A 26,432-nucleotide genomic window follows, 5' to 3' on the forward strand; every position below is an offset into this window, starting at 1 on the left:
AAGGGCCCGGATTTCGGAGTGATCCCGAAACCCGGGCCCTTCCTGCGTATGTCCCAGTGCCGGATGCAACCCAATCCCCCGGCCGGCCGTCCAGGGGATCGCCCCTGAGCGGAACTGGGGGAAACAGACCGTGACTGGGGGAGACGTGACCGTTGCGCAGCCTGATGTGACCGTGGTCATCGGGGCGTACGAAGCGATGCCGTATCTGGTCGACTGTCTGGCCTCCGTCGAGGCACAGACCATCGACCCCACGCGCATCGAGGTCATCGCGGTCGACGACGGCTCGGCCGACGGCACCGGGGAGTACCTGGAGGAGTTCGCCGAGCGGACCTCCCTCGACGTCACGGTGATCCGGCAGGACAACTCCGGCGGCCCCAGCGGCCCGCGCAACGTCGGTCTGGGCAAGGCGACCGGGCGTTACGTCTTCTTCCTCGACGCCGACGACCGGCTCGGCCCCGAGGCCCTGGAGCGGATGGTCGCGATGGCCGACCGCAACGGCACGGACGTCGTCCTCGGCAGGGTCGAGGGCGTCAACCGCAAGCCGCCGACGTCGATGTGGGGGCAGACCCTGGAGCGCACCGACGTCTTCTCCTCCAACATCAAGTTCACGCTGAGCGCGCAGAAGCTGTTCCGCCGCGCGTTCCTCGAGCGGCACAGCATGCGGTTCGACGAGTCCCTGTGGACCGGCGAGGACGCGCTGTTCACCATGGAGGCCTATCTGCGGGCCGACGGCGTCTCCGTGATCGCCGACCACACCTGCTACTACCTGGTGGGCCGCGAGGACGGCAAGCACGTCACCAGGACCGGCAGCCATACCCTGCGCTTCGACTCCGCGCGCGCCCTGATGCACCTGATCGCCGACATGGTGCCGGCGGGCGCGAGACGCGACGCCCTGATGGTCCGCCCCTTCCTCGTCACGCTGCTCCCGCAGTTCGGCCCGAAGTTCCTGAAGGACGGCGAAGCGGTACGCCGGGAGAAGCTGGCGTTGGCGAAGCCGCTGGTGGACGCGTACTGGACCGGTGAGGTGGCCCACCGCCTCCGGGTTCACGAACGTCTGCGGCTCCAGCTGGTGGCGATGGGCCGCCCGGATCTCCTCGTGGAGGTCCTGGAGTTCATGAAGGCGAAGAAGACCCCCAAGACCGTGTTGGAGAAGGGCGGCCGCCGTGTGTTTTTCGCCTACCCGTTCTTCCGTGAACCGTCGACGGGCCTGCCCGACGCGCTCTACCTGGCCGAGCCACGCGAGGCCCGTGAGGTGCCGGGCTACAGAGAGATAGGGGTCGACCAGTTGCTGCGCCGGGCCGTACGCAAAGCGCGCAGGGTCCTCACCCCGGCAGGGTGAACGTCCCGGAGACGGACACGGTCTCCTCGTCCTGCCGCTGCCCGGGGACCCGCCGCTTCCGGGCCACCGCACACAACGCCTGAACGGCCATGTCGAACCGTTCCTGCGAAGAAGGCTCGTCCGCCCCCAGCAACCGCCGCTTCAACTCGGCCCGCGCCCCGGCGAGTTCGTCCAGTTCGGGCTGTCGTACGGCATCCAGCAACCCTCGCACCCCCACCGCGTCCGGCGTCAACACGGTCGCCGCCCCCGCCGTGGGAAACGCCGCACGAAACGCAGCCTCGCTCAACCCGCTGGTGTTCGCGACGGCGTACGGTTTCCCGCTCGCCAGGAAATCGCTGACCACGCTCGACACATCGCTGATCAGCAGGTCGGCCCGGTTGAAGCAGGCGTACAGCGCGGGCCGGGCGTCGGTCACGACCTGGTGCTCCCACTCCGGCAGCGACGCCCAGTACGCCCGCTCCCAGGCGGCCGTCGCCCGGGCCACCGCCTCCGCACGGCCCGGCTCCGGCGTGGACTGCAGCAGCATCCGCTCGACCGAGTCCGCGGCGGTCCGGAACGACGCGCTGGTGAGCCGGTCCAACGCGCGTGTCCTGCGGAAGAGTTCACCGTCGTCGGCGGGTCGTTCCCCCGCCCGCTCCCGGTTCGCCGCCCGCACCAGCTCACGGATCCTCAGGTCCGCCGCGCCCGCCCGCGCGTCCACCGATCCGGTCAGCGGATGCGGTTTGTACAGCAGCCGTACCCCGGGATCGGCCAGCAGCGCCCGCACGATGTTCTCGCCCGCCTCGATCACCGACGTGTTGCCGGGGTTGCCGTCCCAGCCCTCCCACGTGGGCGCGTACAGCACCGTCGTGTACGTCCCGGCCGGCGGGCCCTCGTACGGCCGTACGGCCTCCAGTTGCGGGCGGCCGATCTCCACCACGTCCTTGTCCTCGACGCCCACCTGGGCCGCCGCGTACCGCTCGCGGGCCGCGGGACCGGCCACCCACACCTCGTCGTAGGCCTTCGCGTACGGGTTGCACGAGGACAGCTTGTCGCTCTCGCCGTGGTTGACGAAGGTGTGCTTGATCGTGGGGATGCGCAGGACCTGGGAGGTCTTGCCGGAGTTCGACGGATGGATGAGGACCTGGAGCGTGGACTGCTCCAGGCGCAGCAGCGTGGACACCTTCGGCAGGCAGACGATCGGGACGTCGGTCGCGGCGATCTTCTGCATCATGAACCGCTCGCGCAGGACGATGACCGGCCTCCCGTCGAGCTTCGCGAGCGGCTCCAGCCACATGTTGGCCTGGTAGGCGGAGGAGGCCCCGCCGGAGAAGTACAGGCCGACGGTCGGCCGGTACTCGGCGAGCCATGCGTCGAACCAGTCCAGCACCTCCTGCTCGCCCGCCGGACGCCGGCTCGGCAGCAGTCGTACGAGAAGGTCGTACAGGCCCATGAGGGCGAGCCCGAGGGACATCGCGATGCCGAAGGCCGCGCACCGGGGCTCGCCGGTGGCCGCCGTGACCAGCAGGCCGGCCGTGGCGGGCAGGCCGTGGACCAGGAGGCGGGGGCCGGGGCGGCGCAGCAGGGCGGGCGGGGCCGGGGTCAGGCGGAGCGCCGAGGCGTCGATGTTCCGGGTGACCACCGGGAGGGTGCGCGTGCGGCGGACCAGGACGGAGGCCGTCTGGATCGCGCAGTGCAGCGCGTAGAAGGCGAGCAGACCGGCCACCAGCACGGTGTACGCCGTCTCCTCGTCCTCCGGGGTCAGCCGCAGCAGGCCGAGGACCAGCAGCAGGTCGCGCAGGACGTGCCGCACGGTGATGTCCGCATGGGACTTGGCGAACAGAGTGACCATGCCGCGCTGCCACCGGTGCAGGACGCCCTCCACGGCCAGGGAGGCGGCCGTCGCGGCGAGCAGCAGCGGGGTGTGCGGACGCAGGGCGGCGACGGCCTGGGCGACGACGGCGGCTGCCAGGACGGCGGCGACGAGGACTCTCGTCGCGGTCTGCCGGCCCGGCAGCCGCAGCGCGGACCGGAGGCGGGGGAGAGGTTTTCGCACAGGGGTCACTCCAAGGTCGTCGCGAGACGGACGCCTTGGTTAACGCGTGCCGACCTCCGGACGACACGCGCGTGACCTCTGCCCTCCGGGGCGGGGAAGCGCTAGGCGACGGGTTCGTGTTGGGCGACGTGAGCGACCGGCACGACGAGATCCTCGGCCCGTTCCGCCACCGCCTTGTCGGCCAGGTCGTTCACGGCGCTGTTGAACCGCTCCATGGACGTGGGCCGGTCGGGCCCCAGTACGTACTCCTTGAGGGTGCGGCGCTGCGGGGCCATCGGGTCGTGACGGGGTGCGCGGACCGAGCGCAGGATCTCCGGGAGCCGGGTGCAGGCGCGGTCGAGCAGATACGCGCCGCCCGCGGTGGTGTAGGCGGCCCGGAACTCCTCGTCGGGCAGGTCCTGGGCGTTGGTCAGGACGTACGGCTTGAGGCTGGCCACGAAGTCGGCGACCACCGAGGAGACGTCACTGATGAGCAGATCCGCCTGGTTGAAGCACTCGTACAGGGTGGGGAGTTGTTCGAGGATCACGTGATGCCGTGCGGTGCTCCGGCTCGCCCAGAAGATCCGGTGCCACTCGTCCCGCAGCTCCTGCCACTCGGCCGCGCCGTCCCGGTCGGGGATCCGCGCGTCCCTCAACTGCTGGGCGTCGTCGCCCTCGTGACGCCCGGACATCTCGTCGAGACGGGCCCGGATCTCCCGCAGCCTTGTTCTCGCGGCTTCGGTGTCCTTCTCCTCGTCGGCGCGCAGCAGTTCCCTGATGGCCCGGTCCGCGGCGGCCGCCGCGGGCGAGCGCTTGCCGGTGAGGGGGTGCGGCTTGTAGATGATCCGGACGTTCTCCGCGAGGAGCTTCTCGATCAGGGGTACGCCCATCGGGATCAGGGAGGTGTGGCAGTCGTCGTCGCTCCAGCCCTCCCAGGTCGGTGCGTAGAGAACGACGGGTACCTGGCCCGCGATGTGCTCGGCGTGCGGCCGGACCGGGGCCAGCTGCGGGCGGCCCACCTCGACGATGGCCTCGTCGCTGATGGCGTGCCGCACCCGCCGGTAGCGGTCCCGGCCCGCCCGCCCGGCCACCCAGATCTCGTCGTAGACCTTGCTGACGCGGTTGCTGCTGGCGAGCTTGTCGCTGTCGCCGTGACCGATGAAGACGTGCTTGGCCTCGGCGACGCGCAGCATGTGGACGTTCTTGCCGGCGTTGCCGGGGTAGAGGACGACCCGGACGCCGGACAGCTCGAGCTCGGCCAGGTCGTCGGCCTTGGGCACGCAGACCACGGGGATCCGGGTGCGGCCGAGGAAGCGGAACGAGGCCCGCTCGCGCAGGACGATCACCGGGCGCCGGTCGAGCTGCTCCAGCGTCTCGATCCACATGTTGACCTGGTACATGAAGTCCCGGGACACCGCCGCGAAGCTGAAGTACAGGGCCACCTCGGGCCGGTATGCGGCGAGTTGGCGGTTGACCTCGCCGATCACCGCGTCCCGGCGGGGCATTCGGCGGACCGCGCGGAACTGTCCCAGCAGGGCCAGGAGGGCGGCCGAGGCCGCGCCGATCGTCAGCGCGTAGCCGACATAGGCCGAATACCACGTTCCGGTCGCCAGCGCGACGATCAGACCCGCGTGGGCCGGCAGATCGAGGTGGAGCAGCTTGCGCAGGAAACGCCGGTAGAGAGAGGCGGGCGGGCGTTCCGGTATGTCGATCCCGCTCATGTCGAGATTGCGCACTATCACCGGGAGTATCCGACGCCTGCGGATTGCGTGATGCAGTGCCGAATACATCATCACGAGCAGGAAATGAGCGCTGAGGACGGCGAGCCCGGTGACCAGTACCGCGCCCGGCGCGTCCATCCGGTCGGCCAGGGCGAGCAGCATCACCGTGCGCACGGCGAACCGCATCGTGCGGCTGAGCTGCAGGGTCGCGAGGCGGCGGACGAACCCCGGGGCCTTGGCGTGCAGGGCCTCGTCCGCCAGGTACGTCACCGCCCAGGCCGCCGCGAAACCCCACAGGGAGGGCAGCAGTGCCAGGACGGGCAGCGCCGCGAAACCGGCACCGAAAAGGATCACCAGGAGAAGTTCGGTCTTCCCGGAAACGCGCAGGGCGGCACACAACCGACGGATCGTCATGGGCGGGGCTTTCTCGAGCTACGGCAATGACCTTGTTGTCGGCAGTTCGACGCGAAGCGGAGGCGAATGGTTGTACATCTTGGCTTCGAAAAGAATTCACTTCCGATTAACAGGAAGGTGTAGTTCCGCTTTTCTCGGAAAGGGAACCGAACCGGCCCCGGAACGCGTCCGGTACCGGGTCCGGGGACTGGACGGACGCGCGTCCCGGCGTCCCCTTCGCGTACATTGCGGACGAGGTACCCGAAGTGGCGCGAGGGGACAGGACACAAGGTGGCAGGGGCAAGGCAGGCTGTGGGCGAGGCCCGCAGGATCGTCGTCAAGGTGGGTTCCTCGTCGCTGACCACCGCCGCCGGCGGCCTCGACGCCGACCGGGTCGACGCACTCGTCGACGTCCTCGCCAAGAGCCGCAGCGGCGGAGAGCGCGAGATCGTCCTCGTCTCCTCGGGAGCCATCGCCGCCGGACTGGCCCCGCTGGGGCTGCGCCGCCGCCCCCGGGACCTCGCCCGCCAGCAGGCCGCCGCCAGCGTCGGCCAGGGCTTGCTCGTCGCCCGCTACACCGCCTCCTTCGCGCGGTACGGCGTCCGCGTCGGCCAGGTGCTGCTGACCAGCGACGACATGAGCCGCCGTGCCCACCACCGCAACGCCTCCCGCACCCTCGACAAGCTCCTTGCGATGGGCGCCTTCCCGATCGTCAACGAGAACGACACCGTCGCCACCGACGAGATCCGCTTCGGTGACAACGACCGGCTCGCGGCCCTGGTGGCGCACCTGGTCCACGCCGACCTGCTGGTCCTGCTCTCCGACATCGACGGCGTCTACGACGGCGACCCCAGCAGGCCGGGGACCTCGCGGATAGCTCAGGTACGGCAGCCCGAGGACCTGGCGGGCGTCGAGATCGGCAGCGCGGGGAAGGCGGGGGTCGGCACCGGCGGCATGGTCACCAAGGTCGAGGCCGCCCGGATCGCGGCCGCCGCCGGCATCCCCGTCGTGCTGACCAGCACGATCCACGCGGCCGAGGCGCTGTCCGGCGGTGACACCGGCACGTACTTCCACCCCGCGGGCAAGCGCTCCGCCGACCGGCTGCTGTGGCTCCAGCACGCGTCCACCCCGCAGGGCTCACTGACCCTGGACGACGGCGCGGTGAAAGCGGTCGTCGACCGCCGCAAGTCGCTGCTGCCGGCCGGGATCGCCTCCGTCGAGGGCGAGTTCGTCGCGGGCGACCCCGTCGAGCTGCGGGACGGCACCGGCCTCGCGGTGGCCCGCGGACTCGTCAACTTCGACGCCAAGGAGATCCCGCAGCTGATCGGGCGCTCGACCCGGGAGCTGGCGCGGGACCTGGGTCCGGCCTACGAGCGGGAGGTCGTCCATCGGGACGATCTGGTGATCCTGCACCCCTGAGGACGCCGTCGGCGTCTTCCGGATCTTCCGGCGTCGTCCGGTGCCCCGTGCGCCCCGGGTGCCCGAAAACGGGGTGAACGCCCTGCCAAGAGCGTCGCCCTGAGGTGGACGTTCCGCAAAATCGCCCCATGAGCCCTTGTAGCCTGCTCAACTTTGTCCCAGGGACACATTCCGCCCGACCCGTGTGGTCGACCTGTGCATGAAGGAGGCCGTCGTGAGACGAGTGCGCCCTGGGGCGGCGGCGTCCCGCGATGGTGCGGCGGCTTCCCGCGGCGAGTCCGGTCCGCCCGGCGGTCCCGTCGTGCGAGCGTCGTCCGGCGGTTCTTCGGCGCGGGCGGCGGGTGAGGCCGGTGGTTCGGCGGCGTGGGCGGTGGGTGAGCACGGTGGTTCTGCCGCGCGAGCCGCAGGTGAGGCCGGCGCCGGTGGCTTTGCCGCGCGGGCCGTGGGTGAGGCCGGTGGGCCGGCGGCGTGGGCGGTGGGTGAGGCCGGTGGTTCTGTCGTCCGAGCCGCGGGTGAGGCTGGTGGTTCGTTGGGGCGAGCCGCGGGTGAGGCCGGTGGTCTTGCCGCGAGCGCGGTGGGTGAGGCCGGTGGGTCGGCGGTCCGAGCCGCGGGCGGGACCGGTGGCTCTACCGCGCGGCCGGCCGGCGAGGAGCGGGCCCTGACGAGTGTCGCGGCCGGAGACCGGTTCGAGGGCGAGGAGCCGCGGGATCTGCCGCGCCTGTGGCATGTCACCCTCAGCGTCTCCGGTGGGGAGGCCCCGCTCAAGGAGGTCCGGCGCGCCCTCGAGCAGCTCGCCCACGACCACCCCTTCCTGCTGACCAGTCGCTACGCCAACGACCACGCGGAGATCCGGTACTGGGAGGAGGCCCGCGACCTGCACGACGCGGCCGCCGTCGCCCTGCGCCTGTGGGGGGAGCACCGCCAGACCGCGGGACTGCCGCCGTGGGAGATCGTCGGCCTGGAGGTCATCGACCGCCAGACCTACCACCAGCGCATCGCCGAGGGGTACGGTCCGCCGCCGGCCTCACCGATCGGAGCGCACCCGTTCTGATAGCGGCACCCGGTGTCTCTTTAATCCCTTTGATCCCGTCTCGCGCTGTGGAACAACAGGTGGACGGCCCCCTCCGGCGCACTACCCTTCCGGTATGACCTCGCTCTCGCCGTACGACTCCATGACCCCGGTCACCCAGGCCGCCTACCGGGCCAAGGCCGCCGCCGCCGACCTCGCCCCGCTGCCCAGGGCCGAGAAGGACGACGCGCTGCTCGCCATCGCGGACGCCCTGGAGGTCCGTACGAGCGAGATCGTCGAGGCCAATGCCAAGGACATCGCCAAGGCCCGCGAGGCGGGGACCAGCGAGGCGATCATCGACCGGTTGACGCTCACCCCGGAGCGGGTCCGCGCGATCGCCTCCGACGTCCGGGACGTCGTCGCCCTGCCCGACCCGGTGGGCGAGGTCGTGCGCGGCTCGACCCTCCCGAACGGCATCGACCTGCGCCAGGTCCGCGTCCCGCTCGGCGTGGTCGGGATCATCTACGAGGCCCGCCCGAACGTCACGGTCGACGCCGCCGCCCTCTGTCTGAAGTCCGGCAACGCCGTCCTGCTGCGCGGCTCGGCTTCCGCGTACGAGTCGAACACCGCCCTCGTACGGGTCCTGCGCGACGCCGTGGGCGGCGCCGGGCTGCCCGCCGACGCCATCCAGCTCGTCCCCGGAGAGAGCCGCGAGAGCGTGCGCGAGCTGATGCGCGCCCGCGGCCTGGTCGACGTGCTCATCCCGCGCGGCGGTGCCTCCCTCATCCAGACCGTCGTCACCGAGTCCGTCGTCCCGGTCATCGAGACCGGCGTGGGCAACTGCCACGTCTACGTCGACGCCCACGCCGACCTCGACATGGCGATCGACATCCTGATCAACTCCAAGGCCCAGCGGGTCAGCGTCTGCAACGCCGCCGAGACCCTCCTGGTCCACCAGGACATCGCCCCCGAGTTCCTGCCGCGCGCCCTGGACGCCCTCGCCGAGGCCGGGGTGACCGTCCACGCCGACCAGCGGGTGCTGGCGTACGCGAAGGACACCAAGGCGACCGTCGTCGAGGCCACGCTCGACGACTGGGACACCGAGTACCTCTCCTACGACATCGCCGCCGCCGTCGTCGACTCGCTCGACAAGGCCGTCGAGCACATCCGGCTGTGGACCTCCGGCCACACCGAGGCCATCGTCACCACCTCCCAGCAGGCCGCCCGTCGCTTCACCCAGCTGGTGGACTCCACGACGGTCGCGGTCAACGCCTCCACCCGCTTCACCGACGGCGGCCAGTTCGGCTTCGGCGCGGAGATCGGCATCTCCACCCAGAAGCTGCACGCGCGCGGTCCGATGGGCCTGCCGGAGCTGACGAGCACGAAGTACATCGTGACCGGGGACGGTCACATCCGGCGCTGACGGCCTTACGCGCACAGGGGCGCGCACCTGCGCATATGCGTCCGTCACGCGCCCCCGCCCCGCTTCCGTGGCGGACGAAAGGTGTCTCACCAGGCGGATGAATTTCCGTACCGTCTGCCCAAATTGACCCCCCAGGTCTACTCTGGATCCGTGCCGGAGGACGTGGGGGGCACGCCGTTCCCTGACGGCTGGGAGCCCGACGACGACCACGACCGCGGGGTGTCGGACGAAGAGTTCGCCTCCGTGGTCTTCGACGAGGCCTTCGTACGGGCGGCCGTGGTGCACGAGCCGACCGCCGTCGAGCGCCTCCTGGCCGCGGCCCAGGCGAGAGCGGAGGCCTCCGAGGCCGAGGCCCGCCGCGCACGCGCCAGAGGCGAGCGGTACGAGGACGGCTACCGACCCGGCGCTTTCGGCCATGATCCCGAACTCGACGACCTGGACGACACCGAGGTCCTCGAAGGCCGCTACGGCGCCCCGGGGACGTACGGCAAACAGGTCCGCTGGCACCGCCCTGTCGCCTGGATGCTGGCCCTTGTCATGGGCATCGGCATGGTCGCGCTGGCCTTCACGGCGGTCTACCGGGGCGCCTCCTCCGGCAGCCGGGACCGGGTTCCGCCCCCGGCCTCGACCGGTCTGGAGCAGGGGAGCCCGGTGACGCCCTCGGCGTCCGCCGACTACTCCCAGCCAGCCGTCTCCGCGGTCCCGCGAACGCCCTGACACTCCTGGTGAGAACCTGTCAGAACTTGTCGCACGGCAGGGCGTTTACCTGAGCTCCCCGAGACCTACCCTGAAGATATGGGAGGGCCAGGAGACCCACCTGAGGGGACACCCGAGGGCGGCCCCGTGGGTGGTGAGGACGAGTACCGATCCGTCGTCTTCGACGAGTCGTTCGTCCGCGCTGCCCGCCTCCAGGAGTACTCCGCGCAGGAGCGCATGACCGACCACGCGCCCGCCGTACGCCGCCGCCCGCCGTTGCGCCGGGGACTGTCCCGGCAGGCGCTGATCCTGTTCCTGCTGATCGCCCTCGCCTTCGGCACCGCGATCTACATGGGTGTACGGCACCCCTACCAGACCTCCGCGGCCCGCCGGCCCGTGGAGCCCCTGCGGATGACCGTCATCCCGCTGGCCCCTGCGGGCAAGGTCCCGGGGCACGCCGACGTCGAGTACCTGTACGGGCACAGCCCGGCCGCGCAGTACCGCGTCGGCGCCGAGGGCATCCCGCTGCCGGCCTCCCGCCGCACCGCGCACTTCTCCGACAGCCAGGTCGTGTCCGCGCTGAGCACCGCCAAGGACTACATCGTGCGGTCCTCGCTCGACCCGGACGTCCTCGTCGGCGACCAGGTCCGTGCCGTGCGGGTGCTCCTCGACACGGACCAACTCGACCAGTTCGACCAGAGTTTCGCCCACCCGGCCGCGGACGGACGGCACGCGCCGACCGGGTGGCTGGTTCGCTTCGACCCCGCGGAGACGCGGCTGGCCGACCACAGGATCCGGGTGCAGGGCAGTCTGCAGGCCGCCGAGACCGACTCGTCGACGCTGGAGGTCACGGCGGACCACACCTTCGTGTACGCGCTGCGTTCCGCGGCCGCGGACGCCAGGGCCGAGGTGTCGCTGTTCACCGTCCGGCGTGAGCTGCACTTCCGGTTCGACCGGGACGATCTGCGGATGCACACGGCTCAGCTGGTCGTGTCCTACGTCCAGGCCGGGCCGCTCTCCTGCGCGGAGGACTCCACGAACCGGCTGCATCCCTTGCTGGCCGGGGAGACGGCGAAGGCAGGCGGGCCGGCGGGGACGGATCCCTATGCGACAGGGAGTGCCACGGCGCTGTGCGGGTCATTGGCGACCGGTGCGCAGCCGAAGGTGTGACCGGGGCACGGGGTCGCATCCCCCCGTACCCCGGGGGCTCAGTCCTCCTCGTCGGTGCGGGACGTGTCCGTCGGCGGCTCGTCCTCCCGTGGGGCCGAGTTCGAGAAGCCGCCGAAGCCCCTGCGCACCCTGCCGCCCAGATCGCCCGCTCCGCCCGCGATGTCGCTGACCAGCTTCATCAGGGGGTCCTTGGAGCTCTTGACGTTGGTCGCGTAGCTCGCCGCCGACTCGCGGAAGGAGTCCGTGACCGAGGTGTCCTTGTCCTCGGTGCGGCGCGGGTAGTGGCCGTCCATGATCCGCTGGTAGTCGCGGGACTCGGCCCACTTCTTCAGCTCGGCCGCCCGCACGGTGGTGAAGGGGTGGGTGCGCGGCAGGACGTTCAGGATCTTCAGCACGGAGTCGCGCAGGTCGCCGCCCGCCTCGTACTCCTCGGCCTGCTTCAGGAACGCGTCCACGTTCATCTCGTGCAGATGGTGACCGCCGGCCAGCTTCATCAGGCCGCGCATCGAGGCCTTCAGGTCCTGGCCGACCAGCAGGCCCGCCCGGTCCGCCGACAGCTCCGACTTGCGGAACCACTCGCGCAGCGCGGTCACGATCGCCATGATCGCGATGTTGCCCAGCGGGATCCACGCCACCCTGAGGGCGAGGCTGGTCAGGAACAGCAGTATGGTCCGGTAGACCGAGTGGCCGGACAGGGCGTGGCCCACCTCGTGGCCGACGACCGCCCGCATCTCCTCCTCGTCGAGCAGGTCGACCAGACCCGTGGTGACGACGATGATCGGCTCGTCCAGGCCGATGCACATCGCGTTCGGCTGCGGGTCCTGGCTGACGTACATCGGCGGGACCTTCTCGAGGTCCAGGATGTAACACGCGTCCCGCAGCATGTCGTTGAGGTACGCGAACTGCTGGTCGGAGACGCGTACCGAGTCGGACAGGAACAGCAGCCTCAGACTCCGCTCGGGGAGCAGACCGCTGAGCGCCTTGAACACCGTGTCGAAACCGCTCAGCTTGCGCAGCGCCACCAGGGCGGAGCGGTCGGCGGGGTGTTCGTACGCACGGGAGGAGATTCCCGGGAAACGCCTGCGCTGCCTGCTCGGCACGTTCTCGTGCCCGTTGTTCTGATGGCCGTCGTCGGACATGTCTTCCCCCATGTGCGTCTTTGGCTGTGCCCTGTGACCTCTGTGATCCTTTGCGGACCCTTGTGCGGCCCTTTGCGCCCCCGAAGCAGAGCCCAGCCTAGGCGGAGATAGCGTGGACGGGCAGTACAGCGAAGGAGTCCACGTCATGGAGCACACCCGGGCCGCCTGGCTCACCGAGGCCGCGAGGGCCGCCGAGCAGCAAGGGTCCGGAGATCTGCTCCGGGTGGTACTGGTCGTGATGTTCCTGGGCTGTGCGTTCACCGCGTGGTTCCTGCTGCGGGGGTACAAGCGGAAGGACGACTGACAAAGGGCGAAGGTTCCCCGCCGTCCCCCAACGGTGGAGTCGGCGTGATCGCCCTCACCGCGCCCGCTTACCATGGGCCGACGTCTTTATCCCGCCCACCGGATAGGTCCTGCCGAAGATGAGCTTCCACAGCACCGCTGCCCAGTTGGTCACCCTCGCCGCAGAGGGCGAGGAGCACGGCGGCAACCACGAGAGCCTCGACCCCTTGGTGACCGGCGGCGCCGCGTTCCTCATCCTGCTGCTCCTGCTGTGGATCACCACCCGTTTCAACCGCGACCGCTGAGGCGCCGAGTGCCCAAACCGGGGCATTTGGGGCCTCCGCCGGCCGGTGCCCTCAGGTCGGGCCGGTAGGGTCTGCACGCATGGGAGAGCAGGACATGCCTACCGGCCCGGGCAACAGCCCGTCGAACCCCGGCAAGCGCCGCCTCGGCGTCATGGGCGGAACGTTCGACCCGATCCACCACGGGCACCTCGTGGCGGCCAGCGAGGCCGTCGCGCAGTTCCACCTGGACGAGGTGGTGTTCGTACCGACCGGCCAGCCGTGGCAGAAGACCCACCGCCGGGTCTCCCCGGCCGAGGACCGCTACCTGATGACGGTCATCGCGACCGCCGAGAACCCGCAGTTCTCGGTCAGCCGCATCGACATCGACCGCGGCGGCGCGACCTACACCACGGACACGCTGCGCGACCTCAAGTCCCTCAACCCCGACACCGACCTCTTCTTCATCACGGGCGCCGACGCCCTCGGTCAGATCCTCACCTGGCGGGACGCGGAAGAGCTCTTCTCCCTCGCGCACTTCATCGGAGTCACCCGGCCCGGCCACACCCTGGCCGACCCCGGGCTGCCCGAGGGCGGCGTCTCCCTCGTCGAGGTCCCCGCCCTGGCCATCTCCTCCACCGACTGCCGGGCGAGAGTCGCCAAGGGCGACCCCGTCTGGTACCTGGTGCCTGACGGAGTCGTGCGTTACATCGACAAGCGCGAGCTGTACCGCGGCGAGTGAGCCGAGAGGGGCACCGGTGAACGACCGATACGACGCGGGCTACGGCGACGATCAGGAGAACCAGTACGCACTCGTCGGCTACGACGAGTACGGCCGGCCGGTGTACCAGCAGGTCCCGCCGCAACAGGCCCCGCAGCAGCAGTACGACCCCTACACGCAGCAGGGCTACGGCTACGACCCGTACGCCACGGGCAACCGGCAGGCCGCGCCGTACGACACGGGCACCCAGAACCCCGTCCCGCCGTACGACCCCTACGGCGCCGGCGACACCGGTCAGCAGGCGCCCGTGCCGCCGTACGACCCCTACGCCAACGGGGCCCAGCAGGGCGGCGGTTCGGCGGCCGCGTATGACCCCTACGGCCAGGCCGCCGCGAGCGGTCAGCAGCCCCGGGTCGCCGAGCAGACCGCCTACATCCCGCACCAGGCCGGGCCGGCCAGGGGCACGCAGACCGGCCAGGGCTACCGCCCAGCGGTCGAGGAGGACCTTGCCGACGCCGGTCGTCCCGGCGCCGCCCGTCCCGGTGCGGGCCCCGCCGACGAGGACGAACGGCAGTACCACACGGAACAGTTCGCGTTCGTCGAGGACCCCGACGGTGACTCCGAGGACGTCATCGACTGGCTCAACTTCACCGAGAACCGCACCGAACGCCGTGAGGAGGCCAAGCGCCGCGCCCGCAGCCGGCTCGTCGCCCTGGTCGTCGTCCTCGCCCTGGTCGCGGTGGGCGGCGTCGGCTACCTCTGGTACGCCGGAAAGCTGCCCGCCCTGTCGGACCAGGAGAGCAAGAAGGGCACCACGATCGCGGCGAGCGCCCAGAACCGCGACGTGATCGTCGTCCATCTGCACAACACCGCGAAGGGCGGCACCTCCACCGCGCTGCTCGTCGACAACACCACCACCAAGCAGGGCACCACCGTCCTGATCCCCAACTCCCTCGCCCTGACGGCGGACGACGGGACCACGACGACCCTCGCCAAGTCGGTGGACGACGACGGCTCCTCCGGGACCGTCGACTCCCTCGACACGGTCCTCGGCACCGACATCGAGGGCACCTGGCGTCTGGACACCCCCTATCTGCAGAACCTGGTCGACCTCGTCGGCACCATCGACGTCGACACCAACACCGCCGTGCCCGACCCGGACGCCAAGAAGAAGGGGCAGGCGCCCCTCGTGAACAAGGGGAAGGGCCAGACCCTCAGCGGCAAGATGGCCGTCGCCTACGCCACCTACCGCGCCTCCGGCGAGGCCCAGAACGCCCAGCTGGAGCGCTTCGGCCAGGTCATGCAGGGCGTGCTGCGCAAGCTGTCCTCCGACCCGACGGCCGCGACCACCACCGTGCAGACACTGGCCCAGATCCTGGACCCGCCCCTGACCGACAAGGATCTCGGCACCTTCCTCGCCAAGCTCGCCGACCTCGCCAAGGGCGGCGACTACAAGACCGCGCTGCTGCCCGTCCAGCAGGACGGCACGCTGAGCGCGGCTGCCAGTGCCAGCGTGGTCAAGGACGTCCTCGGCGGCAAGGCGAAGAGCCCCGACAGGGACGCGGCCGTGAGCGTCTCCGTCCAGAACGCCACCGGCACCAAGGACAACACCGAAAAGGCCCGCGTCGTCCTCCTCAACGGCGGCTTCACCTTCGTCGACGGCGGCACGCCCTCCTCGGCGCAGGCCACCTCCAAGGTCGTCTACGCCGACGCCGCCGACAAGGCGAACGCCACCGAGGTCGCCAAGACCCTGGGCCTGCCCGCCGGCGCGGTCACCAAGGGCACCCTGTCGTCGAGCGCGAATGTCTCCGTGGTCCTCGGCCGGGACTACAAGCCGTCCTCCTCGTCCTAGGCCCGGGCTCCGGCTCCGGAAACGGCACCCCGCGTGATCTCCGCGATCACGTGGGGTGGCGTCGGCGGTCCGTGAGACCCTTGATGTCAATCGACCGCCGACCGAAAGCCTTGTAGTGACCGCCACTGACCGTTCTCTCGAGCTCATCAACGCCGCCGCGCAGGCGGCCGCCGACAAGCTCGCCCATGATGTGATCGCCTACGACGTCAGCGACGTCCTGTCGATCACCGACGCCTTCCTGCTGGCGTCCGCACCCAACGACCGCCAGGTCAAGTCCATCGTCGACGAGATCGAGGAGCGCCTCTCGAAGGAGCTCGGCGCCAAGCCGGTGCGCCGCGAGGGCGACCGCGAGGCCCGCTGGGTCCTGCTCGACTACGTGGACATCGTCGTCCATGTCCAGCACAGCGAGGAGCGGGTCTTCTACGCTCTGGAGCGGCTGTGGAAGGACTGCCCCGAGCTGGAGCTGCCGGCCGACGCCAAGGCGACCCGCGGCAAGGCGGAGGAGCACACCAAGCTCCGGGCCGAGGAGGACGCCGCCGAGTTCGGGGAGCCGCGGTGACCGCTCCCGCCGACCGGAAGGGCCGGGGCCGCCGCGTCATCCTGTGGCGACACGGCCAGACCTCCTGGAACGTGGAGCGCCGCTTCCAGGGCACCACCGACGTCGAGCTCACCGAGACCGGTGTCGGCCAGGCCCGCAGGGCCGCCCGGCTGCTGGCCTCCCTCGAGCCCGACGCCATCGTCGCCTCCGACCTCCAGCGGGCCGCGAACACCGCGGCCGAGCTCTCCGCGCTCACCGGCCTTGAGGTGGCCCACGACGAGGGCCTGCGCGAGACCTACGCGGGCGTCTGGCAGGGGCTGACGCACGAGGAGATCATCGCCCGGCACGGCGAGGAGTACGCCGCGTGGAAGCGCGGTGAGCCGGTGCGCCGCGGCGGCGGCGAACTGGAGACCGAGGTCGCCGATCGCGCCGCTCCCGTCGTGCTCCGGCACGCCGAGAAGCTCCCCGAGGACGGCACCCTTGTCGTGGTCAGCCACGGCGGCACGATCCGCACCACCATCGGCCGGCTGCTCGGTCTGGACGCCAAGCACTGGGAGAGCCTCGGCGGCCTCTCCAACTGCTGCTGGTCCGTCCTCGGCCAGGGCGCCCGCGGCTGGCGCCTCATGGAGCACAACGCCGGCACCCTCCCGGAGCCGGTGCTCGGCGACGACGACTGAGGACTCCGGACCGGATTTCACTTCCGGCAGGTCGCAGGCTAAAGTTCTTCTTGTTCGCCCGCCGAGCGGGAAGAACACAAGGGGCTATAGCTCAGTTGGTAGAGCGCCTGCATGGCATGCAGGAGGTCAGGAGTTCAATTCTCCTTAGCTCCACAGATCGACACTCTGTTGAGTTGTCAAAGATCGGTGATCATCAGGGTCCCGCCTCCTTCAGGAGGCGGGATTTTCTGTATGCTCCCGCAGCCGCGCCGCTTTCTCCCGCGTCTCCTCGTCCTCCGGTGTGTAGACCACGATCCGGCACTCCGGCATCCCGTCGATCGACAGCGACTGGGACGTCATCCGCAGTACGCCCACCGCCTTGTGACGGAACGTCTTGACCCGTGGCCCCGGTTGCACCACCACTCCGCTCGCCCACAGCTCGGCGAAGTACGGGCTGGCCGCCGCCAGCGCGGCTATGAAGCTCTCCCAGGCCGGCTCGCCCACATGTCTGCCGTACGAGGACCGCAGCGTGGCGACCATGACGGGCAGCTCGCGCTCCCGGTACATCACCGGACACGCCCGCTCGGACACCGTGAACAGCGTCCACAGCGCGTTCGCCACCCCGATGTCGACGATCTCCGGGATCAGGAACAGGTCCCGGTAGCCGGGATTGGTGGCCAGGATGTCGTAGCGCGAGTTGTAGACGACCGCCGGGAGCGGGTCGAGGGCGTCGATGATGCCCTGCACCTCCGGGCCCGTCGACCGCGTCAGACCCTCCGGGTCCGGGGCGAACGGCACCTGCGCCAGGCGGTACAGATGCTCCCGCTCCGGAGGGTCGAGCCGGAGCGTGCGGGCCACGGCGTCCAGGACCTGCGCGGACGCGTTGATCGGCCGGCCCTGCTCCAGCCACGTGTACCAGGTCACACCTACGCCGGAGAGCTGGGCGACCTCCTCGCGCCGCAGTCCCGGGGTGCGGCGCCTGAGGCCCGGCGGCATGCCCACGTCGGCCGGAGTCACCCGGGCCCGCCTGCTGCGCAGGAACGAGGCCAGCTCGGGCCGTCGTCGCTGTGTCGTCCTCATCGTCACGTCCCCCTCGTCACGACCATCCTCGGTGCTGCACCCGGCGCTTGCCAGGTGCCGGCAGTACCAGCATCGGCGGGCTCTCGGCACCCTTACCGGGATGTCCTCAGGCTCGACGGCATGACGACAACGCCCCGGACGGGACCGGATCCCGCACCCGTTTCCCCACCTGCCAAAAGTGAAGCACCCGCCACTGACAACCGGCCCCGGCCGCTGCTCGCGCTCGTGCTCGCCGCCCAGTTCATGGCCCTGCTCGACGTGTTCATCGTGAACGTCGCGGCCCCGACGATCGGCACGGAACTGCACGCCTCGGGCGCCCAACTCCAGCTGGTCGTCGCCGGATACGCCATCACGTACTCGGTGCTGCTGATCACCGGCGCCCGGCTCGGCGAACGGTTCGGGCACGGCCGGGTGCACCTCGCCGGGCTCGCCCTGTTCACGACGGCCTCGCTCGCCTGCGGGCTGGCGCAGGGAGCCACCGAACTGATCGTCTTCCGGCTGGTGCAGGGCGCCGGTTCGGCGGTGATGATCCCGCAGGTGCTCAGCCTGATCCAGCGCAACTTCACCGGCGAGGCCCGGATGAAGGCGCTCGGCGTGTACTCGGCGGTCCTCGCGGTCGGCGCCGCCGCCGGGCAGGTCGTCGGTGGACTCCTGGTCAGCGCCGACCTGTTCGGCACGGGCTGGCGGCCGGTGTTCCTCGTGAACGTGCCGGTGGGTCTCGTCCTGCTCGCTGCAGGCACGCGGGTCCTGCTGCCCGGGGACCGTCCGGCGCCCCGGGACCGGGCGCGCGGTCTCGACCTGCCCGGCCTGGTGCTGCTCGGCGCGGCCGTGTCGCTGTGCACGGTGCCGCTGGTGCTCGGGCAAGAGGAGGACTGGCCGCTGTGGTCCTGGCTGTCCCTGGCCGCCGCCGCGATCCTGTTCACCGTTTTCTGCGGCTACGAGTCCCGGCTGGCCAGGCGCGGCGGGGCCCCGCTGATCACACCGAGCGTGCTGCGCCATCCCGGCATGGCCCTCGCCGTCTTCCGGATCATGGCGGTCATGGCCGTCAACGGCGGCTTCCTCTTCGTCCTCACCCTGTACGTGCAGGGCGGCCTCGGCTACAGCGCGCTGCGGGCCGGGCTCTCCTTCGCGCCGACCGCGGTGATCTTCGGCATCGTCGGACTGACCTGGCGCTCCTGGCCGGCTTCCTGGCAGCGGCTGTTGACGCCCGCCGGGTTCGTGATCATCGCGCTGGCCTCGCTGGGCGTGGGCCTGTCGCTCAAAGACGGCGGAGACGGCGGTGTCGCGCTGTACGCGGCGTACGCCGGCGTGGGCGTGGGGCTCGCGCTCGCCTTCAGCCCCACACTCACCGGAGCCCTCGCCACGGTGCCGCCCCGGCACGCTGCGGACGCCAGCGGTCTGCTCGCCACGGTCACCCAACTCGGCCAGCTGATCGGCGTCGCGGGCTTCGGCACACTGTTCTTGAACCGACTTGAGTCACTCGGCCCCTCTGAGGCGTATACCTCTGCGGAGGCGCTTTGGACGTGCACGTTCGCGCTGGCCGGGACCGCCGCGGTGGGCGCCGTGTCCGGACTGGTACTCAGGCGTCGCTGACCGTATTGGTCCGGCCGTGGCAGAATCAAACGGCCGGAAGGGGGCGCGGCCCGACGGGAGGGAGTAGTGATGCCTGCGAGCATCCTCGTGGAGGTCGGCCACCTCCGCGAAGCGGCGTCGACAAGGGACACGACGGTCCGCCTCATCTGCCCTTCCTGCGGTTCTGTCCACGTCGCCCAGGTACTCGGCGACAACGGCGGGATCTCCTACGTGTGCACGGCCTGCGGCCACAGCTGGAGCTGACGGATGGGTGCACACAGGCGAAAGTGCGACTGGTGCGGCAGCGGGACGCCGATCGTGCGGGACATGGAGCCGGTCAATCCCGACTACCAGTACTGGTGCGAGGAGTGCGCGCGGGCGCTGATCATAAAAGGCGACCCCATCGAGACGTACCGCGAACTCGAGGGTGAGCCGATCTACGGCCGACTCCTCGAAGAACACTGCACGCTGAAGCGGTTCTACTCGTTCGTGACCGCTTGACGGCGTCCCTCCCGCCCCCAGGGAAACGATTTGGTGTTCCACCCGGTGGACCGTGTAATGTTGGCGTCGCCGCCAGGGAAACCGGCGGAGTGCAGCACGGGGCTATAGCTCAGTTGGTAGAGCACCTGCATGGCATGCAGGGGGTCAGGAGTTCAAATCTCCTTAGCTCCACAGAAAGATCCCGCCGGATCATTGATCCGGCGGGATCTCGGCGTTTTCAGAGGAAGTTGTGGCCGGACAGCCGAAAGGGCCGCCCTCTTCAGGCGGCCCTTTCGTGGTATCGGTTCAGCGGCCCAGCGCGCGGCGCCCGCGGCCCTGGGAGAGGACCGGCAGGTTGCGGGAAGGCCCCTTGTCGCGTGCTGTCTCCTCCTCGAGGCGCAGGGCGAGCGCGGGGCAGCGACGCACCGCGCGGAGCGCCTTCGCCTCGGCGTAGCGCGGCACCTGCGCCTGGGCGACGGTCGGGAAGCCGTCGGCGCCGAGTTCGAAGACCTCGGGCAGGATGTCGGCGCACAGACCGTGGCCACGGCAGAGAGTCCAGTCGACGTAGATCTTCTGACGGCTGGGACCGTTCTCCTCGGCCTCGGCGCCACCCGGGAGGCCGGTGGGTGTCCTGCCGCCCTCGAAGAGCGGCAGAACGCCCTCCACGGGCCGTCCGCAGCCGTTGCCGAGGACATGGGCGGCCAGGTCGTCCGTGAACGCCTTGATGGTCGACTCCAGGAACATCGCGGAGCCGTCCGGGTGCGAGCAGGCGCCGCGCCGCTTCACGTTCTTGGCGACCTGCTTGAGGGCCTCCAGGGCGGCAGGGCCGCCGCCGTTGAGGATGTCCTCCATGCCGCGCGCGGCGGCCGGCAGACCGAGATAGCAGGGGCCGCACTGACCCGCGCTCTCCTCGGCCAGCCACTGCGCCACACGCAGCGACTCACCCAGCGGGCAGGTCTCCTGAGTGATCGGCAGGATCGCGCCGGCGCCGAGCGCGCCGCCCACGGCGTCCAGGGAGTTGCGGGAGACGATCGCCTCGTTGACGGTCGCCGCGTCGATCCACTTGCCGTGGTAGCCGCCGGTCAGCACGCCCTGCGGGACCGGCGGGGCGCCGGCCAACTGCAGGACGTAGCGCAGCGGTACGCCCGTGGGGACCTCGATCACCATCGGGCGCGCGACGGCGCCGGAGACGGTGAGCATGACGGTGCCCGGCTCGTCGTACAGCCCGGTGTTGCCGTAGCGCTCCGGGCCGATGCGGGCGGCGATCGCGAGCTGCGCGAAGGTCTCGGCGTTGGACAGCAGGGTCGGCGCCCCGCCGACGCCACTCTGGGAGGCGCTGATCTTGCGGCCGGGCGGGATGGCCGGGCCACCGTCGATGGAACGGATCAGCGAGGCCGCCGCTCCGGTGACCATACGGACGGGATTGCGCTGCACGCGTGCGCGTAGAGCCGATCTGCGGCCGTTGCTGAGACCGCGTTCGGCGAGGGCGGCCTCCATGGACCGCTGGGTGGACTCCCGGGTGACCCCCACCACGAGCGTGCGGGCACCCAGGGCTTCGGCGGCCAGGAGGGCGCCGTCCAGGATGAGGTGCGGGGCACGGTTGATGAGCACCGTGTCCTTGCGGCAGGCCGGTTCGTCCTCGCTGCCGTTGACGACGACGACCGGGCGGACGCCGCGCTTGATCGCCGCCTCGGCGACCGAGCGCAGCTTCTTGTGGAAGGGGAAGCCGGCGCCGCCGCGCCCCTTCAGGTTGATGGCTTCGGAGAGCTTGGCGAGCTGCTCCCCGCCCATGGGTTCGAGCGGCCCGTGCACCTTCAGGTGCATGGGCAGGTCAAGTCGTTCGACAAGGTCGAAACCCGACGTGAGCTGAGGAAGACCGACCACGCGGACTTCTGGTACGTCGGGCAGGGCCTCGTTCACCTATAGCCTCCGGAAGGCGTGTTCCAAGGTTCGCCCGAGCCCGGTGTGTCGAAGTCGTACGACTGACCGGGCGTTGCATCCGTGGCGGGACCGCTGTTGTACGTGTCATTCGGGTTGTACGTGCCGTAAAGGGTGTTCGTCTCACCGGTGTCGCGCACATCACCTGAGAGATAGCCGGCCGTGCCCGAATTGCCACCATAGGTCGGGATGTTGTACCCCGTGTCCTGGAGCGGGTCGTAGGCGGAGGGGGGCGCTTCGCCTACCGGTGGCGGGGAGGGGACCGGCCAGCTGCCGGAGGTGCTGCCGCCGGTGTCCATGCGCGCGATGGGGTCGGTGGCGGCCTGCATGTCCATCGGCATGTCCATGCGCGCGGTCTGGCCGGTGTCGAAGGGCTGCTGTGTGTTGGGTGACACGGCGCGATAGGCGGCGGCGAATCCGCTGCCCGCGGGCTCCGGGGCCGGTGGGGCCTGGTAGAGGGGCATGCCGCCGGTCTGCTGGGTCAGGCCCTCGTAGCCGGGCAGGGTGGACTCGGAACGCCGGCCGGCGGACTCGGCGGGCCGGCGGCTCTCGCGTCCAGGCGCGGCGGTTTCCGCGGCCCTCCTGGCGCGGCTGGCTTCCAGTCCCTCGCGGCCCGGCCGCTCCTCGGCGCCGAGGAGCATGGCGATCCGGTCGGTGACCTTGCGCTTGAAGGGGCGAGGTGCCGAGCGCAGGGCGAGGGCCGCGATGACACCGAGCACGCAGAGCGCGTACATGTACGTGAAGATCGGGGCCTTCACCGCGCGCCCCGCGTACAGGCCGTGGACCAGCCCGGCGCACCAGGCCGGGTAGGCCAGCATGTGCATCGCCCGCCACCGTGCCGCGACCGGGGCCGGGGACGCGAACCGGTTGCGCAGGGCGCCGGTGATGCCGACGAAGATCATGAGCTGGCCGGCCAGGGTGCCGAGACCTATGAGGCCTCCGCTGCTGCTGAAGCCGAGCCCGAACGGGATGAAAGCGGCGATCCAGGTCGTGTGGTCGAGGGTCAGTTTGATCCCGATGTGCAGCAGGAGGAACGCGATCGAGCCCACGGCGGTGATCCGGTGGATCCCCTGCGCGACGATCCGCTGCCGGGTGTTGAGGATCAGCCGGTCCTGTGCGACGAGCCCCCAGATCACGGAGCAGGTGAGGAGGACGAGCGTCACCACGCCCGCTCCGAAGTTGAGGAAGTCCTGGAGCCAGACACCTCCGTACACCACGACCAGAGGGATGGCCAGCAGAAAGACGGCCGTCGCCACCCCGTAGGTCGATCGGCCGGTCCTGGGGAGCGTGCTGCTAGTACTACGAGGGTTCATGGGGGCAACTCCGAGCGGTTCGGGAAGGCGGTCCCGCTGCCGCACTCTAAGTGGCGCCATACCGATGGGTACGGCATTTGAGTTATTGCGTTGTTATCAAACGACTGCGGGGCCGTTGTGATGTCCCTTAGTAGCTGTTACGCGAAGTAACCATTGGCCATGGCTCAGTTCCTGGGTCGGATCGGACGGTTGCGCTCGACTGCGGCGGCGAGTGCGGCACCCGGTGCCAAAGAGGCATACGTAAGCTCGTCGCGGCTTGCTCAACGGCTGCGGTACTCTGACGCCATGCGTGCCGTACGCCTTCTGCTTAGCGAGCCGCGCTGATCAGTCCCGACCACCGGTGAAGACGTGGTCGGAATCGGCGCGGCGTCCCCTCCTGTGCGAGGGGATTTTTCGTTTCCGGACGACACAGCCGCTGGCAGAGACGATCGATGGAGCTTTGAGGACCATGAGCGAGACGAACCCCGCTGCCGCCGAGGTGGCCGCGCCGCACCGCTACACGGCCGCCGTCGCGGCCGAGATCGAGGCACGCTGGCAGGACGTCTGGGATGCCGACGGCACCTACGCGGCGCCGAACCCCAAGGGTGACCTGGCGGGCGACCCCGGGCTGGTCGCCAAGCCCAAGAAGTACGTCATGGACATGTTCCCGTACCCCTCCGGTGCGGGTCTGCACGTCGGCCACCCGCTGGGCTACATCGCCACCGACGTCTTCGCCCGCTTCCAGCGGATGACCGGCCACAACGTCCTGCACACCCTGGGCTTCGACGCCTTCGGCCTGCCCGCCGAGCAGCACGCCGTGCAAACCGGCGAGCACCCCCGGGTCACCACCGAGGCCGCCATCAACAACATGAAGTCCCAGCTGCGCCGGCTGGGCCTGGGCCACGACAAGCGCCGGTCGTTCGCCACGATCGATCCGGAGTACTACAAGTGGACCCAGTGGATCTTCGTCCAGATCTTCAACTCCTGGTACGACGACGAGGCGAAGAAGGCCCGCCCGATCTCCGAGCTGGTCGCGCGGTTCGAGTCCGGTGAGCGCGCGGTTCCCGGTGGCCGTTCCTGGGACGCCCTGTCCGCCGCCGAGCGTGCCGACATCCTGGGCGAGTACCGCCTGGCGTACGCCTCCGACGCGCCGGTCAACTGGTGCCCGGGTCTGGGCACCGTGCTGGCCAACGAGGAGGTCACCGCCGACGGTCGCAGCGAGCGCGGCAACTTCCCCGTCTTCAAGGCCAAGCTGCGCCAGTGGAACATGCGGATCACCGCGTACGCCGACCGCCTGCTGGACGACCTGAACGAGCTGGACTGGCCCGAGGCCATCAAGCTGCAGCAGCGCAACTGGATCGGCCGCTCCGAGGGCGCCCGCGTCGACTTCCCGATCGACGGCGAGGCGATCACGGTCTTCACCACGCGTCAGGACACCCTGTTCGGCGCGACCTACATGGTGCTGGCCCCCGAACACCCGCTGGTCGAGAAGTTCACCCCGGCCGCCTGGCCCGAGGGCACGCACGACGTGTGGACCGGCGGCCACGCCACCCCGGGTGAGGCCGTCGCCGCCTACCGCGCCCAGGCCGCCTCCAAGTCGGACGTCGAGCGCCAGGCAGAGGCCAAGGACAAGACCGGTGTCTTCACCGGCGCGTTCGCCACCAACCCGGTCAACGGCGAGCAGATCCCCGTCTTCATCGCCGACTACGTCCTGATGGGCTACGGCACCGGCGCGATCATGGCCGTACCGGCGCACGACACGCGTGACTTCGCCTTCGCGCGCGCCTTCGAGCTGCCGATCCGCTGTGTGGTGGAGCCGAGCGACGACCGGGGCACGGACGCCTCGACGTGGGACGACGCCTTCGCCTCGTACGACGCCAAGATCGTGAACTCGCACGGCGAGGACGTCTCCCTGGACGGCCTGGGCGTGGTCGACGCCAAGGCGCGCATCACCGAGTGGCTGCAGCGCAAGGGCATCGGCGAGGGCACTGTCAACTTCCGGCTGCGCGACTGGCTGTTCAGTCGCCAGCGCTACTGGGGCGAGCCCTTCCCGATCGTCTACGACGAGGACGGCATCGCCCACTCCCTGCCCGAGTCGATGCTGCCGCTGGAGCTGCCGGAGGTCGAGGACTACTCGCCGCGCACCTTCGACCCGGACGACGCGGACACCTCCCCGGAGACGCCGCTGTCCCGCAACCAGGACTGGGTCGACGTCACCCTGGACCTGGGCGACGGACGGGGTCCCCGCCCGTACCGCCGCGAGACCAACACCATGCCCAACTGGGCCGGCTCCTGCTGGTACGAGCTGCGCTACCTGGACCCGCACAACAGCGAGAAGCTGGTCGATCCGGAGATCGAGCAGTACTGGATGGGCCCGCGCGCGGGGCAGCCGCACGGCGGTGTCGACCTGTACGTCGGCGGCGCCGAGCACGCCGTGCTGCACCTGCTGTACGCGCGCTTCTGGTCCAAGGTCCTGTACGACCTGGGGCACATCTCGTCGCCCGAGCCGTTCCACAAGCTGTACAACCAGGGCATGATCCAGGCGTTCGTCTACCGCGACAGCCGGGGCTTCCCGGTGCCGGCCGCCGAGATCGAGGAGCGCGACGGCGCCTTCTTCCACAACGGCGAGCAGGTCAAGCGCGAGCTGGGCAAGATGGGCAAGTCCCTGAAGAACGCCGTCACCCCCGAGACGATCTGCGAGGAGTACGGCGCCGACACCCTGCGCCTGTACGAGATGGCGATGGGCCCGCTGGACGTCTCGCGTCCGTGGGACACGCGCGCGGTGGTCGGCCAGTACCGCCTGCTGCAGCGGCTGTGGCGCAACGTCGTCGACGAGGCCACCGGCGAGGTGACCGTCGTCGACGCCGAGCCCGACGAGACGACGCTGCGTGCCCTGCACAAGGCGATCGACGGGGTGCGCCAGGACCTGGAGGGCCTGCGTTTCAACACCGCCATCGCCAAGGTCACCGAGCTGAACAACCACCTGACCAAGGCGGGCGCCGCCGTTTCTCGTCCGGTCGCCGAGTCGCTGGTGCTGCTGATCGCGCCGCTGGCCCCGCACATCGCCGAGGAACTGTGGCGCAAGCTGGGCCACACCGACTCGGTCGTCCACCAGGACTTCCCGGTCGCCGACCCGCGGTACGTCGTGGACGAGACCGTGACCTGCGTGGTGCAGGTCAAGGGCAAGGTCAAGGCGCGCCTGGAGGTCTCGCCCGCCATCTCCGACGACGAGCTGGAGAAGGTCGCGCTGGCCGACGAGAAGGTCGTGGCGGCGCTGGACGGGGCGGGTATCCGCAAGGTGATCGTGCGGGCGCCGAAGCTGGTGAACATCGTTCCGGCGTAGGGCCCGTCCGGCGTGATCCGCCGGCCAGGACCTCTGGCCCCTAGGGGCTGTGTGCGGGCAGGTTCGGGGTTCCT

Annotated in this window: 22 protein-coding genes and 2 tRNA genes; 18 read left to right on the forward strand and 6 right to left on the reverse strand. The window is 70.3% G+C overall.

From position 1 onward, the window contains the following. Window positions 1-145: 145 nt before the first annotated feature. On the forward strand, window positions 146-1,339 hold the full coding sequence (locus OG841_RS30490) for a glycosyltransferase family 2 protein (RefSeq protein ID WP_328638587.1): 1,194 nt from the start codon (window positions 146-148) through the stop codon (window positions 1,337-1,339). Here OG841_RS30490 and OG841_RS30495 read toward each other — a convergent pair. Both OG841_RS30495 and OG841_RS30500 read right to left on the reverse strand, forming a co-directional pair. Next, the gene (locus OG841_RS30495) at window positions 1,323-3,374 is read right to left on the reverse strand and encodes a hypothetical protein (RefSeq protein WP_371567294.1); all 2,052 of its coding nucleotides are present in this window, start codon (window positions 3,372-3,374) and stop codon (window positions 1,323-1,325) included. The genes OG841_RS30490 and OG841_RS30495 overlap by 17 nt on opposite strands. A 101-nt stretch (window positions 3,375-3,475) precedes the next feature. Then, window positions 3,476-5,488: a hypothetical protein gene (locus OG841_RS30500; protein ID WP_328638586.1), complete on the reverse strand. Its 2,013-nt coding sequence runs from the start codon at window positions 5,486-5,488 to the stop codon at window positions 3,476-3,478. A gap of 291 nt (window positions 5,489-5,779) precedes the next feature. On the opposite strand from OG841_RS30500, the gene proB reads away from it, so the two are divergent. The 5 genes from proB to OG841_RS30525 all read left to right on the forward strand — a co-directional run bounded on the left by proB (window position 5,780) and on the right by OG841_RS30525 (window position 11,184). After that, window positions 5,780-6,886, forward strand: a complete 1,107-nt coding sequence (gene proB / locus OG841_RS30505) for a glutamate 5-kinase (RefSeq protein WP_328643535.1) — start codon at window positions 5,780-5,782, stop codon at window positions 6,884-6,886. A 574-nt stretch (window positions 6,887-7,460) separates the two neighbouring features. Beyond that, window positions 7,461-7,937, forward strand: coding sequence for a hypothetical protein (locus tag OG841_RS30510; protein WP_371570874.1), 477 nt, complete (start codon window positions 7,461-7,463; stop codon window positions 7,935-7,937). A gap of 94 nt (window positions 7,938-8,031) precedes the next feature. Then, on the forward strand, window positions 8,032-9,318 hold the full coding sequence (locus tag OG841_RS30515; RefSeq protein ID WP_328638585.1) for a glutamate-5-semialdehyde dehydrogenase: 1,287 nt from the start codon (window positions 8,032-8,034) through the stop codon (window positions 9,316-9,318). A 150-nt stretch (window positions 9,319-9,468) separates the two neighbouring features. Next, window positions 9,469-10,035: an SCO2584 family spore wall biosynthesis protein gene (locus OG841_RS30520; protein ID WP_328638584.1), complete on the forward strand. Its 567-nt coding sequence runs from the start codon at window positions 9,469-9,471 to the stop codon at window positions 10,033-10,035. 78 nt (window positions 10,036-10,113) lie between these two features. Beyond that, on the forward strand, window positions 10,114-11,184 hold the full coding sequence (locus tag OG841_RS30525) for an SCO2583 family membrane protein (RefSeq protein ID WP_328638583.1): 1,071 nt from the start codon (window positions 10,114-10,116) through the stop codon (window positions 11,182-11,184). Window positions 11,185-11,222: 38 nt separating this feature from the next. Here OG841_RS30525 and OG841_RS30530 read toward each other — a convergent pair whose 3' ends face one another. Further along, window positions 11,223-12,323: a M48 family metallopeptidase gene (locus tag OG841_RS30530; RefSeq protein ID WP_328638582.1), complete on the reverse strand. Its 1,101-nt coding sequence runs from the start codon at window positions 12,321-12,323 to the stop codon at window positions 11,223-11,225. Window positions 12,324-12,468: 145 nt separating this feature from the next. On the opposite strand from OG841_RS30530, the gene OG841_RS30535 reads away from it, so the two are divergent. The 7 genes from OG841_RS30535 (at window position 12,469) to OG841_RS30565 (ending at window position 16,827) form a co-directional block, all read left to right on the forward strand. Further along, complete coding sequence (locus tag OG841_RS30535) at window positions 12,469-12,627, forward strand: hypothetical protein (RefSeq protein ID WP_328638581.1); 159 nt, start codon at window positions 12,469-12,471, stop codon at window positions 12,625-12,627. A gap of 118 nt (window positions 12,628-12,745) precedes the next feature. Further along, window positions 12,746-12,910 carry a hypothetical protein gene (locus tag OG841_RS30540; RefSeq protein ID WP_031051387.1) on the forward strand — a complete coding sequence of 55 codons (165 nt, stop codon included), beginning with the start codon at window positions 12,746-12,748 and terminating at the stop codon, window positions 12,908-12,910. A 79-nt stretch (window positions 12,911-12,989) separates the two neighbouring features. After that, window positions 12,990-13,628: a nicotinate-nucleotide adenylyltransferase gene (gene nadD, locus OG841_RS30545; RefSeq protein ID WP_057615891.1), complete on the forward strand. Its 639-nt coding sequence runs from the start codon at window positions 12,990-12,992 to the stop codon at window positions 13,626-13,628. 16 nt (window positions 13,629-13,644) lie between these two features. Beyond that, window positions 13,645-15,459, forward strand: coding sequence for an LCP family protein (locus OG841_RS30550; protein WP_328638579.1), 1,815 nt, complete (start codon window positions 13,645-13,647; stop codon window positions 15,457-15,459). A gap of 115 nt (window positions 15,460-15,574) precedes the next feature. Continuing rightward, window positions 15,575-16,018 (forward strand): ribosome silencing factor, encoded by a 444-nt coding sequence (gene rsfS / locus OG841_RS30555; RefSeq protein WP_057615887.1) that lies wholly within the window; start codon window positions 15,575-15,577, stop codon window positions 16,016-16,018. Continuing rightward, window positions 16,015-16,674: a histidine phosphatase family protein gene (locus OG841_RS30560; RefSeq protein ID WP_328638578.1), complete on the forward strand. Its 660-nt coding sequence runs from the start codon at window positions 16,015-16,017 to the stop codon at window positions 16,672-16,674. Before rsfS ends, OG841_RS30560 begins: the two co-directional genes overlap by 4 nt. Before the next feature lie 80 nt (window positions 16,675-16,754). After that, window positions 16,755-16,827, forward strand: a tRNA-Ala gene (locus tag OG841_RS30565). Between the two features lie 57 nt (window positions 16,828-16,884). Here OG841_RS30565 and OG841_RS30570 read toward each other — a convergent pair. Further along, entirely contained in the window at window positions 16,885-17,733 is an 849-nt protein-coding gene (locus OG841_RS30570; protein WP_371567301.1) for a helix-turn-helix transcriptional regulator, read from the reverse strand. Window positions 17,734-17,958: 225 nt separating this feature from the next. On the opposite strand from OG841_RS30570, the gene OG841_RS30575 reads away from it, so the two are divergent. From OG841_RS30575 to OG841_RS30590, 4 genes are all read left to right on the forward strand, one after another. Next, a complete protein-coding gene (locus tag OG841_RS30575; RefSeq protein ID WP_365115207.1) occupies window positions 17,959-19,326 on the forward strand; it encodes an MFS transporter in 1,368 nt (455 codons plus the stop codon). Window positions 19,327-19,395: 69 nt separating this feature from the next. Further along, window positions 19,396-19,569, forward strand: a complete 174-nt coding sequence (locus OG841_RS30580; protein WP_106409891.1) for a hypothetical protein — start codon at window positions 19,396-19,398, stop codon at window positions 19,567-19,569. Between the two features lie 3 nt (window positions 19,570-19,572). Next, entirely contained in the window at window positions 19,573-19,806 is a 234-nt protein-coding gene (locus OG841_RS30585) for a hypothetical protein (protein ID WP_003976229.1), read from the forward strand. A 98-nt stretch (window positions 19,807-19,904) separates the two neighbouring features. Beyond that, window positions 19,905-19,977, forward strand: a tRNA-Ala gene (locus OG841_RS30590). A gap of 114 nt (window positions 19,978-20,091) precedes the next feature. On the opposite strand, the gene OG841_RS30595 is transcribed toward OG841_RS30590, so the two are convergent. Beyond that, window positions 20,092-21,705 (reverse strand): NADH-ubiquinone oxidoreductase-F iron-sulfur binding region domain-containing protein, encoded by a 1,614-nt coding sequence (locus OG841_RS30595; protein ID WP_328638576.1) that lies wholly within the window; start codon window positions 21,703-21,705, stop codon window positions 20,092-20,094. Then, on the reverse strand, window positions 21,702-23,036 hold the full coding sequence (locus tag OG841_RS30600; RefSeq protein WP_328638575.1) for a cytochrome b/b6 domain-containing protein: 1,335 nt from the start codon (window positions 23,034-23,036) through the stop codon (window positions 21,702-21,704). The genes OG841_RS30595 and OG841_RS30600 overlap by 4 nt, the downstream gene beginning before the upstream one ends. A gap of 448 nt (window positions 23,037-23,484) precedes the next feature. Here OG841_RS30600 and leuS point away from each other — a divergent pair, with 448 nt between their 5' ends. After that, on the forward strand, window positions 23,485-26,358 hold the full coding sequence (gene leuS / locus OG841_RS30605; protein ID WP_371567308.1) for a leucine--tRNA ligase: 2,874 nt from the start codon (window positions 23,485-23,487) through the stop codon (window positions 26,356-26,358). The last annotated feature ends 74 nt before the right edge of the window (window positions 26,359-26,432 follow it).

It is taken from the genome of Streptomyces canus (genome assembly GCF_041435015.1).
Taxonomy (GTDB): Bacteria; Actinomycetota; Actinomycetes; order Streptomycetales; family Streptomycetaceae; genus Streptomyces; species Streptomyces canus_G.

Excerpts from the sequence above, each read along its gene's own strand:
- OG841_RS30530 (WP_328638582.1), bottom strand. The coding sequence starts at position 12,323 with ATGTCCGACGACGGCCATCAGAACAACGGGCACGAGAACGTGCCGAGC.
- OG841_RS30585 (WP_003976229.1), top strand. The coding sequence starts at position 19,573 with ATGGGTGCACACAGGCGAAAGTGCGACTGGTGCGGCAGCGGGACGCCG.
- leuS (WP_371567308.1), top strand. The coding sequence starts at position 23,485 with ATGAGCGAGACGAACCCCGCTGCCGCCGAGGTGGCCGCGCCGCACCGC.
- OG841_RS30540 (WP_031051387.1), top strand. The coding sequence starts at position 12,746 with ATGAGCTTCCACAGCACCGCTGCCCAGTTGGTCACCCTCGCCGCAGAG.
- nadD (WP_057615891.1), top strand. The coding sequence starts at position 12,990 with ATGGGAGAGCAGGACATGCCTACCGGCCCGGGCAACAGCCCGTCGAAC.
- OG841_RS30600 (WP_328638575.1), bottom strand. The coding sequence starts at position 23,036 with ATGAACCCTCGTAGTACTAGCAGCACGCTCCCCAGGACCGGCCGATCG.
- OG841_RS30580 (WP_106409891.1), top strand. The coding sequence starts at position 19,396 with ATGCCTGCGAGCATCCTCGTGGAGGTCGGCCACCTCCGCGAAGCGGCG.
- OG841_RS30500 (WP_328638586.1), bottom strand. The coding sequence starts at position 5,488 with ATGACGATCCGTCGGTTGTGTGCCGCCCTGCGCGTTTCCGGGAAGACC.
- OG841_RS30515 (WP_328638585.1), top strand. The coding sequence starts at position 8,032 with ATGACCTCGCTCTCGCCGTACGACTCCATGACCCCGGTCACCCAGGCC.
- OG841_RS30570 (WP_371567301.1), bottom strand. The coding sequence starts at position 17,733 with ATGAGGACGACACAGCGACGACGGCCCGAGCTGGCCTCGTTCCTGCGC.
- OG841_RS30535 (WP_328638581.1), top strand. The coding sequence starts at position 12,469 with ATGGAGCACACCCGGGCCGCCTGGCTCACCGAGGCCGCGAGGGCCGCC.
- OG841_RS30525 (WP_328638583.1), top strand. The coding sequence starts at position 10,114 with ATGGGAGGGCCAGGAGACCCACCTGAGGGGACACCCGAGGGCGGCCCC.